The 16,639-nt window shown below is 53.7% G+C and carries 14 protein-coding genes; 1 reads left to right on the top strand and 13 read right to left on the bottom strand.

What is annotated here, in order from left to right; genetic code table 11:
• Positions 1-101: 101 nt before the first annotated feature.
• Both glmS and glmU read right to left on the bottom strand, forming a co-directional pair.
• Positions 102-1,931, bottom strand: coding sequence for a glutamine--fructose-6-phosphate transaminase (isomerizing) (gene glmS, locus C3406_RS18560; protein ID WP_103824238.1), 1,830 nt, complete (start codon positions 1,929-1,931; stop codon positions 102-104).
• A 179-nt stretch (positions 1,932-2,110) separates the two neighbouring features.
• On the bottom strand, positions 2,111-3,481 hold the full coding sequence (gene glmU, locus C3406_RS18555; protein ID WP_103824237.1) for a bifunctional UDP-N-acetylglucosamine diphosphorylase/glucosamine-1-phosphate N-acetyltransferase GlmU: 1,371 nt from the start codon (positions 3,479-3,481) through the stop codon (positions 2,111-2,113).
• Between the two features lie 343 nt (positions 3,482-3,824).
• On the opposite strand from glmU, the gene C3406_RS18550 reads away from it, so the two are divergent.
• A complete protein-coding gene (locus C3406_RS18550; protein ID WP_103824236.1) occupies positions 3,825-5,915 on the top strand; it encodes a right-handed parallel beta-helix repeat-containing protein in 2,091 nt (696 codons plus the stop codon).
• A 340-nt stretch (positions 5,916-6,255) separates the two neighbouring features.
• Here the strand turns inward: C3406_RS18550 and C3406_RS18545 are convergent, their stop codons facing one another.
• The 11 genes from C3406_RS18545 to mnmG all read right to left on the bottom strand — a co-directional run bounded on the left by C3406_RS18545 (position 6,256) and on the right by mnmG (position 16,376).
• Positions 6,256-6,675: a F0F1 ATP synthase subunit epsilon gene (locus C3406_RS18545; protein ID WP_039032217.1), complete on the bottom strand. Its 420-nt coding sequence runs from the start codon at positions 6,673-6,675 to the stop codon at positions 6,256-6,258.
• A gap of 20 nt (positions 6,676-6,695) precedes the next feature.
• On the bottom strand, positions 6,696-8,078 hold the full coding sequence (gene atpD / locus C3406_RS18540) for a F0F1 ATP synthase subunit beta (protein WP_103824235.1): 1,383 nt from the start codon (positions 8,076-8,078) through the stop codon (positions 6,696-6,698).
• Positions 8,079-8,109: 31 nt separating this feature from the next.
• On the bottom strand, positions 8,110-8,973 hold the full coding sequence (gene atpG / locus C3406_RS18535; RefSeq protein WP_103824234.1) for a F0F1 ATP synthase subunit gamma: 864 nt from the start codon (positions 8,971-8,973) through the stop codon (positions 8,110-8,112).
• A gap of 50 nt (positions 8,974-9,023) precedes the next feature.
• Positions 9,024-10,565: a F0F1 ATP synthase subunit alpha gene (gene atpA, locus C3406_RS18530; protein WP_103824233.1), complete on the bottom strand. Its 1,542-nt coding sequence runs from the start codon at positions 10,563-10,565 to the stop codon at positions 9,024-9,026.
• 12 nt (positions 10,566-10,577) lie between these two features.
• Positions 10,578-11,111, bottom strand: a complete 534-nt coding sequence (atpH, locus tag C3406_RS18525; protein ID WP_103824232.1) for a F0F1 ATP synthase subunit delta — start codon at positions 11,109-11,111, stop codon at positions 10,578-10,580.
• Positions 11,112-11,125: 14 nt separating this feature from the next.
• Positions 11,126-11,596: a F0F1 ATP synthase subunit B gene (gene atpF / locus C3406_RS18520; RefSeq protein WP_032615498.1), complete on the bottom strand. Its 471-nt coding sequence runs from the start codon at positions 11,594-11,596 to the stop codon at positions 11,126-11,128.
• 52 nt (positions 11,597-11,648) lie between these two features.
• Entirely contained in the window at positions 11,649-11,888 is a 240-nt protein-coding gene (atpE, locus tag C3406_RS18515) for a F0F1 ATP synthase subunit C (protein WP_000429386.1), read from the bottom strand.
• Between the two features lie 49 nt (positions 11,889-11,937).
• Positions 11,938-12,753, bottom strand: coding sequence for a F0F1 ATP synthase subunit A (gene atpB / locus C3406_RS18510; protein WP_040077702.1), 816 nt, complete (start codon positions 12,751-12,753; stop codon positions 11,938-11,940).
• 8 nt (positions 12,754-12,761) lie between these two features.
• A complete protein-coding gene (atpI, locus tag C3406_RS18505; protein ID WP_103824374.1) occupies positions 12,762-13,142 on the bottom strand; it encodes a F0F1 ATP synthase subunit I in 381 nt (126 codons plus the stop codon).
• Positions 13,143-13,757: 615 nt separating this feature from the next.
• Positions 13,758-14,381, bottom strand: a complete 624-nt coding sequence (rsmG, locus tag C3406_RS18500) for a 16S rRNA (guanine(527)-N(7))-methyltransferase RsmG (RefSeq protein WP_103824231.1) — start codon at positions 14,379-14,381, stop codon at positions 13,758-13,760.
• A gap of 105 nt (positions 14,382-14,486) precedes the next feature.
• Positions 14,487-16,376 carry a tRNA uridine-5-carboxymethylaminomethyl(34) synthesis enzyme MnmG gene (gene mnmG / locus C3406_RS18495; RefSeq protein WP_103824230.1) on the bottom strand — a complete coding sequence of 630 codons (1,890 nt, stop codon included), beginning with the start codon at positions 16,374-16,376 and terminating at the stop codon, positions 14,487-14,489.
• Between the last annotated feature and the right edge of the window lie 263 nt (positions 16,377-16,639).

The raw sequence follows: 16,639 nt of genomic DNA, 5'->3' as shown, positions 1-16,639 counted from the left end.
CGAAGATGACAGTTTGTCATAGAACGCAGGGTAAAAAAGCAGGCGAAAAAACGCGCAGAAAGGATAAAAAAAGCTCCACCCGAAGGTGGAGCCTGAGAGGATTACTCGACGGTAACGGACTTCGCCAGGTTACGCGGCTGGTCGACGTCAGTGCCTTTGATCAGCGCAACGTGGTAAGCCAGTAGCTGCAGCGGAACGGTATAGAAGATTGGCGCAATCACCTCTTCCACATGCGGCATCTCAATGATGTGCATGTTGTCGCTGCTGGTAAAGCCGGCATCCTGATCCGCGAAGACATAGAGCACGCCGCCACGGGCGCGGACTTCTTCGATGTTGGACTTCAGTTTTTCCAGCAGTTCGTTGTTCGGTGCCACCACGATAACCGGCATATCCGCATCGATCAGCGCCAGTGGGCCGTGTTTCAGCTCCCCTGCCGCGTAGGCTTCAGCGTGGATATAGGAGATCTCTTTGAGCTTCAGCGCGCCTTCCAGAGCAATCGGATACTGATCGCCACGACCCAGGAACAGGGAGTGATGCTTGTCGGAGAAATCTTCCGCCAGCGCTTCAATGCGCTTGTCCTGGGAGAGCATCTGCTCAATACGGCTCGGCAGCGCCTGCAGACCGTGCACGATATCGTGCTCAATCGCCGCATCCTGACCTTTCAGACGGGCCAGTTTCGCCACCAGCATCAGCAGGACCGTCAGCTGGGTGGTGAACGCTTTGGTAGAGGCGACGCCGATTTCGGTACCGGCTTTGGTCATCAGCGCCAGGTCAGACTCACGCACCAGCGAGGAACCCGGTACGTTACAGATCGCCAGCGAGCCCAGATAGCCCAGCTCTTTGGAGAGACGCAGCGCCGCCAGGGTATCAGCGGTTTCGCCGGACTGGGACAGGGTGATCATCAGGCTGTTACGACGCACGGCTGATTTGCGATAGCGGAACTCGGAGGCAATCTCCACGTCGCACGGCACGCCTGCCAGCGCTTCAAACCAGTAGCGGGAAACCATACCGGAGTTGTAGGAGGTGCCGCAGGCCACGATCTGAATGTGCTCAACTTTTGCCAGCATTTCGTTGGCGTTAGCACCCAGTTCGCTCAAATCCACTTCGCCGTGGCTGATACGCCCGGTCAGGGTGTTTTTGATGGCGTTCGGCTGCTCGTAGATCTCTTTCTGCATGTAGTGACGGTAAGCGCCTTTATCACCCGCGTCGTATTGCAGGTTGGATTCGATATCCTGACGTTTTACCGGCTCGCCAGATTTATCAAAGATTTTGACGTCACGGCGGGTCACTTCTGCAATATCGCCCTCTTCCATGAAGATAAAGCGACGGGTCACCGGCAGCAGCGCGAGCTGATCGGAGGCGATAAAGTTCTCCCCCATCCCCAGGCCAATCACCATCGGGCTGCCAGAGCGGGCTGCCAGCAGGGTGGACGGGTCGCGGCTGTCCATGATCACGGTGCCGTAGGCGCCGCGCAGCTGTGGGATCGCACGCAGTACGGCCTCACGCAGCGTACCGCCCTGCTCCAGCTCCCAGTGAACCAGGTGGGCAATCACTTCGGTGTCGGTTTCAGAGACGAAGGTGTAACCACGCGCGATAAGTTCTTCACGCAGCGGTTCATGGTTTTCGATGATGCCGTTATGCACCACCACAATGTGTTCAGAGACGTGCGGGTGCGCGTTGCCTTCCGAAGGTTCACCGTGGGTCGCCCAACGGGTATGGGCAATACCTGTGCCACCGTGCAGCGGGTTCTCTTCCGCGGCCTGTGCCAGCATGTTTACTTTACCGAGGCGACGCAGACGGGTCATATTCCCTTCAGCATCGACCACTGCCAGACCGGCAGAGTCATAACCACGGTATTCCAGACGACGTAAACCTTCGAGAAGGATTTCAGCAATATCACGCTGCGCGACTGCGCCAACAATTCCACACATAGTTTTAGATTCCGAATAGAGGCTTTCGCCTGCGTTGTCGCTGACCTGTTATGCCCTTTCCGGGCGCCCCGAGCCTTGTAGAGAGTGGGGTTATATTTATGGGTACTGCTGATGGGCGGGGGATTATGTTATCCCCTCATCCCGAACCCTCTCCCGGAGGGGGAGAGGAAATAATCCGCTTACTTCTTTTTCACCGGGCGTTTCCAGCCCTGCTTGTGCACCTGCGGCACACGGCTTAATACCAGCTCGTTCTCCGCCACATTGCGGGTAACGGTCGTGCCCGCCGCAATGGTGACGCCTTTACCAATCGTCACGGGTGCCACCAGCTGCGAATCCGATCCCACAAAGACGTCGTCACCGATAATGGTTTTAAACTTGTTCGCGCCATCGTAGTTACAGGTGATAGTCCCGGCGCCGATATTCACGTTATCGCCAATCTCCGCATCGCCCAGATAGGTCAGATGGCCAGCTTTCGAGCCTTTGCCCAGACGCGCTTTTTTCATTTCGACGAAGTTGCCGACGTGTGCGCCTTCCAGCAGCTCAGCGCCCGGACGCAAACGGGCGAACGGCCCGATAGTGCAGGCGGCGGAGAGATGAGCATCTTCAACCACGCTATATGGGCTGATTTCGCAGTCGTCGCCAATGACGCTGTTTTTGATCACACAACCGGTGCCAATTTTGACGCGATTACCCAGCGTTACGTTGCCTTCCAGAATAACGTTAGTATCGATTTCGACGTCGCGCCCGTGGCTCAGCACCCCACGCAGATCGAAACGCGCCGGATCGCGCAGCATCACGCCCGCCAGCAGCAGTTTTTCAGCCTGCTCGGATTGATATACGCGCTCCAGACGGGACAGCTGAAGACGGTTGTTCACCCCTTCCACTTCGCTTAAACGATCCGGATGAACGGCAGCGATTTCGCGGCCTTCCTGATACGCCATCGCGATGATATCGGTGATGTAGAATTCGCCCTGGGCGTTATTGTTGTTCAGCTGTGACAGCCAGCGCTTCATGTCCGCGCCGTTGGCGATCAGAATGCCGGTGTTAATTTCCTGAATTTCACGCTGCGCCTCGGTGGCATCTTTGTGCTCAACGATGCCCGTCACCTTGCCGTTATCACGGGTGATACGGCCATAACCGGTTGGATCGTCCAGCTTAACGGTCAGCAGACCGATTCCGCCCTGCGGTTTTGCAGCACGCAGGCGGGTCAGCGTCTCAACGGAGATCAACGGCACATCGCCGTAGAGCATCAGGATGTCTTCGTCGTCAGAAAAGAACGGGGAGGCCTGCTGCATGGCGTGGCCGGTGCCCAACTGTTCTGCCTGCAGAACCCAGTTGAGTTTGTCATCACGCAGCGTCTGCTTCAGCAGATCGCCGCCGTGACCGTAGACCAAATGCACCTGGCTGGCGCCAAGATCGTTAGCGGCATCAATGACATGCTGCACCATCGCTTTCCCTGCAAGGGTGTGCAGCACTTTAGGAAGATCGGAATACATGCGGGTGCCTTTGCCTGCGGCAAGGATGACCACGCTCATTGCAGTGTTCAACATACACGTCCTGACTGTAATTTGAGTGAAAAGTAAAACCCTTTGGCGTTGAAAATTCTACATATTTTGCGCCAAAAAATGGAGTGACGGTAAAACGCACAACGTTGCCTGTTTCGGGCAAATTAACGGTCCTTTTTACCGCAGATTAAAGGGCTTTGCCTGTGAAATATAGCGCCCTTTAGCGAACTCTCCAGCCCTCCCAACATGTTAGCTATTTTTTCGCTCTATTAATAAAGCCTGTTATAAGCAAAACACTGTTTTAATTATCTGAATGTGTGACAAACAAAAAAGAAACGCTATTTTATTCTGATGATAATAGCGCTCAATTATTACTCAGGAGAATAAGATGAAGTCTAAAATACCTCTGGCCCTGATGATGTGTAGCGCCTTTTCCGCTATGGCAACAGAACAACCTCATGTCTGGAAAGCCATTGCGTTTGGGCAATCAACGGATCTGAATTTTTCCTCCAACGTGCTGCCCGAAAAAATCGGCGTCAATGATGTGACCATCGACGGGAAAAAGCTCTCACCCCAGGAGAGCGCTGACCTGGCAAAAGCCATCACCCTGGAAAGCCGGGGCGGCAAAATCGCCAACTCTCACGACGGCTTAACGTTTTTCTATACCGAGCTGCCGACGGCAGAAAATTTCGTTTTGCAGGCCACTGTCCGGGTTGACCAGTTTGGGCCGGAGAATGGCGCGAAACCAGCCGCGCAGGAGGGCGCCGGACTGCTGGTGCGCGATGTCCTCGGCAACCCGCGCCAGCAACCGCTAAAAACGGGTTATGAAGAGTTTCCGGCGGCATCGAATCAGGTGATGAACGCCATCATGACCCAGGATAAAAAAGACCATCAGCGGGTAAAAATGCAGGCTATCACCCGGGAAGGGATCAGCCATCCGTGGGGTGATGCCGGAGCCGCCATTAAGAAACAGAGTTATAAGGAAGAGGTGGATCTGAGCCAGACGCCGGAATTTCGCCTGAAACTCCAGCGTACCGACGACGGCTTTATTACCGCCTGGGCCCCGCTGGACAGCGACACCTGGGTGAGCAAGCGCGTGCCGCGCGCTGACCTGATTTCGGTACAGAACAAGGATCACTATTACGTCGGCTTTTTTGCCTCCCGCAATGCCAAAATTACGGTAACTAACGCCTCGCTCACTACCACCAGCGCCCATACCGTGCCTTCGGAGCCCTGGCAGGCAGAGCCACTGCCGGTCGTGGTGCAGCTGGCGTCCGGTACGGTCAGCGCTTCGCCAGATTACCTGCTACAGGCGCGCGCTAATGAGGACGGGGTATTTAGCGTAAGACAAAACGAAGTGGTGATCGGTAATGAGAAAGCGGTGAAAGCAGGCGAGATGTACACCCTGCCAGCCCGACTGGAGCAGACCAGCACCTTCACGGTGACCTTTACGCCTGCTCATGGCACGCCAGTGAATCAGCAGCTCACCGTCGAACGCATTGCGGACAGAGATACGACGCACCTGTATGCCGCTCCGGACGGAAAAGCGGATGCACAAGGCACCGCCGATGCGCCACTGGATCTCGCCACCGCCATCGCCCTGCTGGCGCCCGGCGGCAAACTGGTGCTGAAAAGCGGCGATTACCCGCAGAGTGAGATCCCCGTCGCTGCCAGCGGCAGCAGCGATAAACTCAAAACCCTGCAGGCAGACGGTAAAGTGGTGATCCACGGCCTGCTGCTTGATGCCAGCTACTGGCATATCAACGGTATCGACGTGACCGGCAAAAGTTTGCGCGTCCAGGGTAGCCATAACCTGATCGAGCGCGTCACGGCCTACCGCAACGATGATACCGGGATCCAGATCTCCTCCCCGGAAAAAATTGGCCGGCCATTATGGGCAAGCTATAACCGGGTTGTGGATTCTGAATCTTACGCCAATGAAGATCCCGGCAAGATTAACGCCGATGGCTTCGCGGTGAAAATGCGGGTGGGGGAAGGTAACCGGCTGGAGCGTTGCTATTCCCACGACAATATCGACGACGGTTTTGACCTGTTCAACAAGATTGAAGATGGCGCAAACGGCGTGGTCGTGATCGAGAACTCGGTTGCCAGCAACAATACCAGTAACGGCTTTAAGCTCGGCGGAGAAGGGCAGCCTGTGGCGCATCAGATCCGCAACAGCAAAGCCACGGGCAATCACCTGGACGGCTTCACCGATAACTTTAACCCCGGCAGGCTGGTGGTGGAGAACAATATCGCGGTAGATAACCAGCGCTTTAACTATATCTTCCGTCCAAGCCCGTACGGCGATATGACAACTCAGGGAACCTTTACCGGCAACGTATCGATCCGTAATAAGCCAGGCGAGTACGACGATGCGGTGACAGGAAACATTGATAACACGAACTACTTTATCAAGAAGGGTAAAAGCGTGAACAGTGAAGGGAAGGAACTGGAGAAAACGCAGGTAAAAATGTAGGTACCAGGGAGGCGCTTCGCTTATCACACTACGGTAAGCGTGGCGCCACCCGGCATATCAGCACTTAGTGGTTGAACGTACCGAAAGAGACGTTCATGTTGCTGAAAAGGGCGATGATTTTGTTGATCGTTTTCATGATGGCATCCTGATATTTTTGGAGTTCAGTTATGTGATATTCATCACAAAACGAAGTCTACTCCTGACTATTCTGCCGATCAATCTTTTTGTGATCTAAATCACAAAATAATAAAACGTCGTTTTAGTTTCAGATTTTCTGAAACGGATCCATAAAAAAAGCCAGTCTGGAGACCAGACTGGCTTTCGTGCTTTCAAGCCGGTGTTACATCGCTTTTTTGGTCAACTCGATAACGCGCAGTTTCGCGATCGCTTTGGCCAGCTCTGCAGACGCCTGAGCGTAATCCACGTCGCCATGAGAGCTCTTAATGTGCTCTTCTGCTTTACGCTTCGATTCCAGAGCTCGCGCTTCGTCGAGATCCTGGCCACGAATTGCGGTATCAGCCAGTACGGTCACGCTACCAGGCTGCACTTCAATAATGCCGCCAGACAGATAGATAAACTCTTCATGACCGAACTGTTTAACGATGCGGATCATACCAGGCTTAATGGCGGTGAGCAGCGGGGCGTGACCCGGGAAAATACCCAGTTCACCTTCGCTACCCGTTACCTGGATTTTCTCGACCAGACCAGAGAACATTTGTTGCTCTGCGCTGACGACGTCCAGGTGGTAAGTCATTGCCATATCACCCTCCGATTAAGGCGTTAAAGTTTTTTGGCTTTTTCCACGGCTTCGTCGATGGAACCCACCATATAGAACGCCTGCTCCGGCAGGTGATCGTATTCGCCTTCCATGATGCCTTTAAAGCCACGGATGGTGTCTTTCAGCGCAACGTATTTGCCCGGAGAACCGGTAAATACTTCTGCTACGAAGAACGGCTGGGACAGGAAGCGCTGGATCTTACGCGCACGTGCTACCACCAGTTTGTCTTCTTCAGACAGTTCATCCATACCCAGGATGGCGATGATGTCTTTCAGTTCCTGATAACGCTGCAGCAGGGACTGTACGCCACGCGCGGTGTCGTAGTGTTCCTGACCCACTACCAGTGGATCCAGCTGACGGCTGGTGGAGTCCAGCGGGTCAACGGCCGGGTAGATACCCAGAGACGCGATCTGACGGCTCAGTACCACGGTTGCGTCTAAGTGCGCAAAGGTGGTTGCTGGGGATGGGTCAGTCAAGTCATCCGCAGGTACGTATACCGCCTGAACGGAGGTAATAGAACCGGTTTTGGTAGAGGTGATACGTTCCTGCAGAACACCCATCTCTTCCGCCAGGGTCGGCTGGTAGCCTACCGCTGATGGCATACGACCCAGCAGTGCGGATACTTCCGTACCGGCCAGGGTGTAACGGTAGATGTTGTCGACGAACAGCAGTACGTCACGACCTTCGTCACGGAATTTCTCAGCCATGGTCAGACCGGTCAGCGCAACGCGCAGACGGTTTCCAGGTGGCTCGTTCATCTGGCCGTAAACCAGGGATACTTTATCCAGAACGTTGGAGTCGGTCATTTCGTGGTAGAAGTCGTTACCCTCACGAGTACGCTCACCTACGCCCGCAAACACGGAGTAACCGGAGTGCTCGATCGCGATGTTACGGATCAGCTCCATCATGTTTACGGTTTTACCTACACCCGCACCACCGAACAGACCAACTTTACCGCCCTTCGCAAACGGACACATCAGGTCGATAACTTTGATGCCGGTTTCCAGCAGTTCCTGAGAGCTGGACAGCTCTTCATAGGAAGGTGCTGCGCGGTGGATAGCCCAACGCTCTTCTTCGCCGATATCGCCTTTCATGTCGATCGGCTGACCCAGGACGTTCATGATACGACCCAGGGTTGCTTTACCTACTGGTACTTCAATTGGGTGCTCGAGGTCTTTTACTTCCAGACCACGACGCAGACCGTCGGAAGAACCCATGGCGATGGTACGCACGATACCGCCACCGAGCTGCTGCTGAACTTCCAGCACCAGATTTTCGTTACCATTCTGAACCTCAAGAGCATCGTACACGCGCGGTACGGCATCCTGAGGGAATTCGACGTCAACTACGGCGCCGATTACCTGGACAATCTTTCCAGTAGCCATCTTGAATCCTCTACGTAATTCGTAAACCTGGTTAAACCGCGGCGGCCCCCGAGACGATCTCGGTGAGTTCCTGAGTAATGCTGGCCTGACGAGCTTTGTTGTATACCAACTGCAGCTCTTTGATCAGGCTGCCACCATTATCGGTAGCGGCTTTCATCGCCACCATACGTGCGGCCTGCTCGCTAGCCAGGTTTTCTACCACGCCCTGATAAACCTGAGATTCAACATAACGACGCAGCAAGGTATCCAGCAGCGGTTTTGGATCCGGTTCATACAGGTAATCCCAGGCTTTATGTTTTAACTCTTCATCTTCTGATGCCGGTAACGGCAGCAGCTGAGTGAGGGTCGGAACCTGAGACATGGTGTTAATAAATTTGTTATTTACAACGTACAGCCTGTCCAGACGGCCTTCATCATAGGCCTGCAACATCACTTTAACCGGACCGATCAGTTCGGACAGGGACGGGTTATCACCCATACCAGTCACCTGGGCGACAATATTGCCGCCTACGGAATTGAAGAAAGAGACGCCCTTAGAGCCGATCATCGCGATATCGCTTTGAACGCCTTTATCGGACCATGCTTTCATATCCGCCAGCAGCTTTTTGAACAGGTTAATGTTCAAGCCGCCGCACAAACCACGGTCGGTAGACACCACCAGGTAGCCCACGCGCTTAACGTCGCGCTCTTCCAGGTAAGGGTGCTTATATTCCAGATTACCGCTCGCAAGGTGACCAATCACTTTGCGCATGGTATCTGCATAAGGACGGCTGGCCGCCATACGTTCCTGCGATTTACGCATTTTGGAAGCGGCGACCATCTCCATCGCTTTAGTGATCTTTTGCGTGTTCTGGACGCTTGCGATCTTACTACGTATCTCTTTTGCGCCGGCCATGAGCTTCTCCTCAATGCCTTGCGGTCTGCCCTAAGACAGACCGCCAGACGTTACCAGGACTGGGTTGCTTTGAAGGAATCGAGCAGGCTCTTCAGCTTGCCTTCGATTTCGTCGTTATAGCCACCGGACTGGTTGATCTCTTGCATCAGTGGAGCATGGTCACGGTCAGCGTAAGCCAGCAGTGCGGCTTCAAAGCTACCGATTTTCGCCAGTTCTACATCCCCCAGATAACCACGTTCTGCTGCGAACAGTACCAGGCCCTGCTGTGCGACTGACATAGGGGCATACTGTTTCTGTTTCAGCAGCTCGGTCACTTTCTGACCGTGGTCAAGCTGTTTACGGGTTGCATCGTCAAGATCGGATGCAAACTGGGAGAACGCTGCCAGTTCACGATACTGTGCCAGTGCGGTACGGATACCACCGGACAGTTTCTTGATGATCTTGGTCTGCGCTGCACCACCTACACGGGATACGGAGATACCCGGGTTAACCGCCGGACGAATACCGGAGTTAAACAGGTTGGTTTCCAGGAAGATCTGACCATCGGTAATGGAGATTACGTTGGTCGGAACGAACGCAGAAACGTCACCCGCCTGGGTTTCGATGATCGGCAGAGCGGTCAGAGAACCGGTTTTGCCTTTCACTTCACCTTTGGTGAAGTTCTCAACGTATTCCGCGTTAACGCGGGATGCACGCTCCAGCAGACGGGAGTGCAGATAGAATACGTCGCCCGGGAATGCTTCACGTCCAGGTGGACGACGGAGCAGCAGGGAAACCTGACGGTAAGCAACAGCCTGTTTAGACAGGTCATCGTATACGATCAGTGCATCTTCACCGCGGTCACGGAAGTATTCGCCCATTGCGCAACCGGCATACGGTGCCAGGTATTGCAGTGCAGCAGATTCAGAAGCGGTCGCCACAACAACGATGGTGTTGGACAGCGCGCCGTGCTCTTCCAGTTTACGCACCACGTTAGAGATGGTGGACGCTTTCTGGCCGATAGCCACGTACACACATTTGATGCCGGAATCGCGCTGGTTGATGATCGCATCGATTGCCATCGCGGTTTTACCGGTCTGACGGTCACCGATGATCAGCTCACGCTGGCCACGGCCGATTGGGATCATGGCGTCAACGGATTTATAACCGGTCTGCACCGGCTGGTCGACGGACTGACGGTCGATTACGCCTGGTGCGATAACTTCGATTGGCGAGAAGCCATCGTTATCAACCGGACCTTTACCGTCGATTGGCGCACCCAGGGTGTTCACCACGCGACCCAGCAGGCCGCGGCCAACTGGAACTTCAAGAATACGGCCAGTACACTTAACCTTCATGCCTTCGGCGAGGTCAGCGTAAGGACCCATCACAACTGCACCTACGGAGTCGCGCTCCAGGTTCAGTGCGATAGCGTAACGGTTACCCGGCAGGGAGATCATTTCACCCTGCATACAATCGGCCAGGCCGTGGATGCGGATAACACCGTCGCTTACAGAAACAATAGTACCTTCGTTGTGAGCTTCACTCACAACACTGAACTGAGCAATGCGCTGCTTGATCAGTTCGCTGATTTCGGTGGAATTCAGTTGCATGCTCCAGTCCCCTTAAGACTGCAAGACGTCTGCAAGGCGCTCAAGACGGCCGCGTACGCTGCCATCAATGACCATATCACCCGCACGGATGATTACGCCTGCCATTACAGACTTATCGATATTGCAATTCAGCTTCACTTTGCGTGACAGACGTTTTTCCATCGCGGCGGTGATTTTCGCAAGCTGTTCGTTACTCAGTTCAGTCGCAGAAGTTACTTGAACTTCAACAGTGGCTTCACTGAGGGCACGCAGGTGCTCAAACTGCTCGAGAACATCCGGGAGCGCTTTCAGACGACCATTTTCTGCCATTACCCGAATCAGGTTCTGGCCGTTGGCGTCCAGCTGCTCACCGCAAATGGCGATGAACGAATCGGCGAGCGTTTCAGGCGCCAGGGCGCCAGAAAGCATCTCAGCCATATGTTCGTTTTTCGTTACCTCAGCGGCAAACGCCAGCATGTTCTGCCAGCGATCGACATTTTGGTGTTCGATAGCAAAGTCAAAAGCTGCTTTGGCGTAGGGGCGAGCTACCGTAACAAATTCAGACATCAGCCCCTCCCTCCTTACAGTTCAGCGACAAGTTTGTCCACGATGTCGCTGTTAGCAGCTTCATCCACGGAACGTTCGATGATCTTCTCGGCGCCAGCAACAGCCAGAATCGCGACCTGCTTACGCAGCTCTTCGCGGGCACGTTTACGCTCGGCATCAATTTCTGCCTGCGCTTGTGTCACGATTTTAGTACGTTCCTGTTCTGCTTCAGCTTTCGCTTCGTCCAGGATCTGAGAACGACGTTTGTTCGCCTGCTCGATGATTACCTGGGCTTCCGCTTTCGCTTTTTTCAGCTGGTCGGTCGCGTTGGCCTGTGCAAGGTCCAAATCTTTCTTAGCGCGTTCTGCAGAAGCCAGGCCGTCAGAAATTTCTTTCTGACGTTTTTCGATGGCAGCCATTAAAGGCGGCCATACATACTTCATGCAGAACCAGACAAAGATAACAAACGCGATGGCCTGGCCGAGGATTGTTGCGTTCATGTTCACAGCACAATACCTCTTTAAATTTACAACTGTGGCTTAGGGTTTAAACGACTTACTACGCGACAGCAAACATCACGTACAGACCCAGACCTACAGCGATCATCGGGATAGCATCCACCAGACCCATAACGATAAAGAACTGAGTACGCAGCAGAGGAATCAGATCTGGCTGACGCGCTGCGCCTTCCAGGAATTTACCCCCGAGGATGCCGATACCGATCGCAGCACCGATAGCCGCCAGACCCATCATCACAGCGGCAGCCATGTACAGCAGATCCATATTCAGGTTTTCCATGACAGTCTCCAGTTTGTTTCAGTTAAAACGTAGTAGTGTTGGTAAAGAATCAGTGCTCTTCAGACGCCATCGACAGATAGACGATCGTCAGAACCATGAAGATAAAGGCTTGCAGCGTAATGATCAGGATGTGGAAAATGGCCCACGGCACATTCAGAACCCACTGTGACCACCACGGCAGAAGACCCGCGATCAGAATGAAAATCAGCTCACCCGCATACATGTTGCCGAACAGTCGCAGACCGAGGGAAATCGGTTTGGACAGCAGGCTAACGCCTTCCAGAATCAAGTTGATCGGAATAAACGCCCAGTGGTTGAACGGCTGCAGGGTAAGCTCTTTCACGAAGCCGCCTACACCTTTCATTTTGATGCTGTAGAAAAGAATCAGGATGAATACGCCCAGCGCCATAGACAGGGTGATGTTCACGTCAGCAGACGGCACCACACGCAGCGCAGGCAGACCGAAGATATGCTCGCCGATAAACGGCAGCAGGTCGATCGGCAGCAGGTCCATCAGGTTCATCAGGAAGACCCAGACAAAGACGGTCAGCGCCAGCGGTGCAATCACCTTGCTCTTACCGTGATACATGTCTTTGACGCTACCGTGAACGAAGCCAATGATCATTTCGATGAACGTCTGGAATTTCCCTGGAACGCCGCTGGTCGCACGTTTCGCAACGCCGCGGAAAATGGCCAGGAACAACAGACCCAGTACCACCGAGAAGAACATGGAGTCGATATTGATCGTCCAGAAGGTGGCTGGGGGGTTATGCGGATCCACCAGCGAGAATGTACGCAGGTCGATCTGAAGGTTGTTCAGATGGTGACCTATGTAATCCTGCGGCGTCATATTTTCTGAAGCCATGATGCCTTTTACCCTTTGTTATTGATTACAGCTGGCGCCAGAATTTGTACCACCAGCACCAAAACCCACGTCACTATCAGCGGCAAAAATACCACTTTAAAAACCGCCAGCGCCACCACCAGGAGGGCAAAGGTCAACAACACCTTACACACTTCGCCGAGGGCGAAGGACCAGGCCATGCGGCCTTTGGCAGGTGTATGCGCCTGATGACGCCAGGCAAAAATCATAAACAACATGTTTGGCACAACCACTGCCAAACCTCCGCTTACCGCAGAGATGCCCCAGAAGGGGTCTTTGAGGCAGAACAGCAATCCACTTGCTATCACCGCCAGAAACTGAATGAACAGAAGCTTACGAGCAACGTTTCGACTCAAGAGCGACACTGATATCACGTTTTTACTCCTGCTCACTTCGAGGTATGTCGCGTGTCGTATAAAACGTTCTTTAAGGCTCAGAGTCAAGCAGCAAAAAGCGGACAAATTATACGGTGCGTCCCCGTGATTTCAAACAATAAGTAGCGAAAAGGTGAATAAATGTTTAAATATTTTTCCCCGGCGCTATTTCTTAACTTTTCGCCAAACAATGAATGGCGCGTCAAAACTGCAAACAACGCGGAAACGTTGACGATAAAGCGTGCACGAGATCACAAAATAGACATTTACGATAAGGTCGAATAAATTAAAGCGGTAAAACGTTATATTTCATCTTTCTGATATTAAAGATTAATTTCAGCAACTATTCTCAAAACAGCCCTGTATACAACAAAAACCTTTTATTGACATTTTTAATAAATATTTAACATTACAATCTGATTACTCTTCCCTACTTTTAGCAAGCTGATATTTTCGGTGTTTATTATCTTTTGGGTTAACTACGCGCCCAGGTTAACCCAAAGAAAATCCACAGTAAAAAAGCGGTTAAATTAGCCCTGTTTACTTCTTAGCCTGACGCGTAATTTTTAACATACTAAGAACAGCACAAATTCCACATTTTTTATTATATTTTTAAAAAGATTTTGGCTTAACAATCACCAGATGACGTTCGCCTTCCAACTGGGGAACGTGCAATTTAATCGCCTCTTCCATCTCAAAACCTTCAGGCATCTGCGCGATTTCCTCTTCCGGCAGCACCCCTTTCAGGGCATAGAAGCGGCCATTTTCCGCAGGCAGGTGCTTACACCAGTCGATCATGTCATTGAGGGAGGCAAAGGCCCGGCTGATCACGCCATCAAACGGCGGTTCGGCGGGAAACGCCTCTACCCTACTCTGCACCGGATGAATATTTTCCAGCTTCAGTTCATGCTGAACCTGACGCAGGAAGCGTACGCGCTTGCCCAGGCTGTCCAGCAGCGTGAAATGGCTCTCAGGACGAACGATAGAGAGCGGAATGCCCGGCAGACCCGGTCCCGTTCCCACATCGATAAAACGCTCCCCTTTGAGATGCGGCGCTACCACGATGCTGTCGAGGATGTGACGAATCAGCATCTCGTTCGGATCGCGAACCGAGGTGAGGTTATAGGCCTTGTTCCATTTGTGCAGCATATCGACATACCCCACCAGCTGATTTTTCTGGTGATCGGTGAGCGAAATACCGGCTTGTTCCAGCAGACGAGTGAGTTTGTTGAGCACGGTGAATACCTGTTGAGATAGGTGCTGGCGGGTGGCGCTACGCGAACCCGCCCTACGGAATTCTGTAGGCCCGGTAAGCGCAGCGCCACCGGGCAGTTCTTACAATTAAGCGCTACGGCGCAGCATACCCTGTTTTTTCAGCCACACCAGCAGAATGGAGATGGCCGCAGGCGTGACGCCTGAAATTCGCGATGCCTGGCCAATAGACGACGGCTTATGGTCATTCAGCTTGGCGATCACCTCATTGGAGAGGCCGTTAACCAGACGGTAATCCAGCGTGGCGGGCAGGATCGTACTCTCGTTACGCTGCTGTTTCTCGATCTCATCCTGCTGACGAGCGATATAGCCTTCGTATTTCACCTGGATTTCGACCTGCTCAGCGGCCTGCACGTCTTCCAGACCCGGCGCAAACGGCGTCATCTGGATCAGCTGCTCGTAGGTCATCTCCGGACGACGGAGCAGATCTTCCCCGCTGGCTTCACGGGAGAGCGGCGCCGACAGGTGAGCATTCACTTCGTCTACAGACTCGGCGGTTGGGTTGACCCAGGTCGATTTGAGGCGCTGACGTTCACGCTCGATGTTCTCCAGCTTCTCGTTGAAGCGCGCCCAGCGTGCGTCATCCACCAGCCCCAGCTCACGACCGATTTCGGTCAGGCGCAGGTCGGCGTTATCTTCACGCAGCATCAGACGATATTCCGCGCGGGAGGTAAACATGCGGTACGGCTCTTTGGTGCCGAGGGTGCAGAGGTCGTCCACCAGCACGCCCAGGTAAGCCTGAGAACGCCCCGGCGCCCAGCCCTCTTTTTCGGCCGAGAAGCGCGCGGCGTTCAGACCAGCCAGCAGCCCCTGAGCGGCAGCCTCTTCGTAACCGGTTGTGCCGTTGATCTGGCCCGCAAAGAACAGCCCCTGGATAAATTTGCTCTCCAGGGTTGGCTTCAGGTCACGCGGATCGAAGAAGTCATACTCAATGGCATAGCCCGGACGGACGATCTTCGCATTCTCCATCCCCTGCATGGAACGGACGATCTGCATCTGCACGTCGAAAGGCAGGCTGGTGGAGATACCGTTCGGGTAGATCTCGTTGGAGGTCAGCCCTTCCGGCTCCAGGAAGATCTGGTGCTGGTTACGATCGGCGAAGCGCATCACCTTGTCTTCGATCGACGGGCAGTAGCGTGGGCCGATCCCTTCAATCACACCGGCATACATCGGGCTGCGATCGAGGTTACTGCGGATCACGTCATGGGTTTTCTCGTTAGTGTGCGTGACATAGCACGGCACCTGGCGCGGATGTTGATCCACGCTGCCCATGAACGAGAAGACCGGCATCGGGTTATCGCCGTGCTGTTGGGCCAGCACGCTGAAATCAATGGTGCGGGCGTCGATACGCGGTGGCGTACCGGTTTTCAGGCGGCTGACGCGCAGCGGCAGCTCGCGCAGACGGCGTGAAAGGGGAATGGATGGCGGATCGCCAGCACGGCCACCGCTGTAGTTATCCAGTCCGATGTGAATTTTGCCGTCGAGGAAGGTTCCGACGGTCAGCACGACGGCTTTGGCACGGAACTTCAGACCCATCTGGGTCACGGCGCCAACGACACGATCGTTTTCCACAATCAGATCCTCAACCGCCTGCTGGAAGATCATCAGGTTCGGTTGATTCTCCAGCGCGGTGCGTACGGCCTGGCGGTAGAGCACGCGGTCCGCCTGAGCACGGGTCGCCCGAACGGCGGGGCCTTTGCTCGCGTTTAGTATCCTAAACTGGATACCCGCATGATCGATCGCGGTTGCCATCAGGCCGCCAAGTGCATCCACTTCTTTTACCAGGTGTCCTTTCCCAATGCCGCCAATCGCCGGATTACAGGACATCTGTCCTAGCGTGTCGATATTGTGTGTCAAAAGCAGGGTCTGCTGACCCATTCGCGCCGCGGCCATTGCGGCCTCGGTGCCTGCATGACCCCCGCCAATGATAATGACGTCAAAAGGATCCTGATAAAACATGGTGGTCTGCCTCGCGTAAAGCGGTAAGAAAATGGATTGAAGCCCGGGCCGTGGATTCTACTCAACTTTAGTCGTTCGAGAAAGCACTGGGATCCTGGCTATTAAAAAGAAGATCTTTTTATTTAGAGATCTGTTCTATTGTGATCTCTTATTAGGATCGCGGGTTTCTGTGGATAAGCCGGATCTCCCAAAGAAGATCATGTGCTTAGAGAGGATCGTTTGCTGTGAATGATCGGTGATCCTGTGACGTATAAGCTGGGATC

The sequence above is a fragment of the Leclercia sp. LSNIH8 genome (assembly GCF_002920195.1).
Classification (GTDB): Bacteria; Pseudomonadota; Gammaproteobacteria; order Enterobacterales; family Enterobacteriaceae; genus Enterobacter.
The sequence above is the reverse complement of the archived record's forward strand: the minus strand, read 5'-3'. Positions and strand labels throughout refer to the sequence as shown.

Excerpts from the sequence above, each read along its gene's own strand:
- glmS (WP_103824238.1), bottom strand. The coding sequence starts at position 1,931 with ATGTGTGGAATTGTTGGCGCAGTCGCGCAGCGTGATATTGCTGAAATC.
- glmU (WP_103824237.1), bottom strand. The coding sequence starts at position 3,481 with ATGTTGAACACTGCAATGAGCGTGGTCATCCTTGCCGCAGGCAAAGGC.
- C3406_RS18550 (WP_103824236.1), top strand. The coding sequence starts at position 3,825 with ATGAAGTCTAAAATACCTCTGGCCCTGATGATGTGTAGCGCCTTTTCC.
- C3406_RS18545 (WP_039032217.1), bottom strand. The coding sequence starts at position 6,675 with ATGGCAATGACTTACCACCTGGACGTCGTCAGCGCAGAGCAACAAATG.
- atpD (WP_103824235.1), bottom strand. The coding sequence starts at position 8,078 with ATGGCTACTGGAAAGATTGTCCAGGTAATCGGCGCCGTAGTTGACGTC.
- atpG (WP_103824234.1), bottom strand. The coding sequence starts at position 8,973 with ATGGCCGGCGCAAAAGAGATACGTAGTAAGATCGCAAGCGTCCAGAAC.
- atpA (WP_103824233.1), bottom strand. The coding sequence starts at position 10,565 with ATGCAACTGAATTCCACCGAAATCAGCGAACTGATCAAGCAGCGCATT.
- atpH (WP_103824232.1), bottom strand. The coding sequence starts at position 11,111 with ATGTCTGAATTTGTTACGGTAGCTCGCCCCTACGCCAAAGCAGCTTTT.
- atpE (WP_000429386.1), bottom strand. The coding sequence starts at position 11,888 with ATGGAAAACCTGAATATGGATCTGCTGTACATGGCTGCCGCTGTGATG.
- atpB (WP_040077702.1), bottom strand. The coding sequence starts at position 12,753 with ATGGCTTCAGAAAATATGACGCCGCAGGATTACATAGGTCACCATCTG.
- mnmG (WP_103824230.1), bottom strand. The coding sequence starts at position 16,376 with ATGTTTTATCAGGATCCTTTTGACGTCATTATCATTGGCGGGGGTCAT.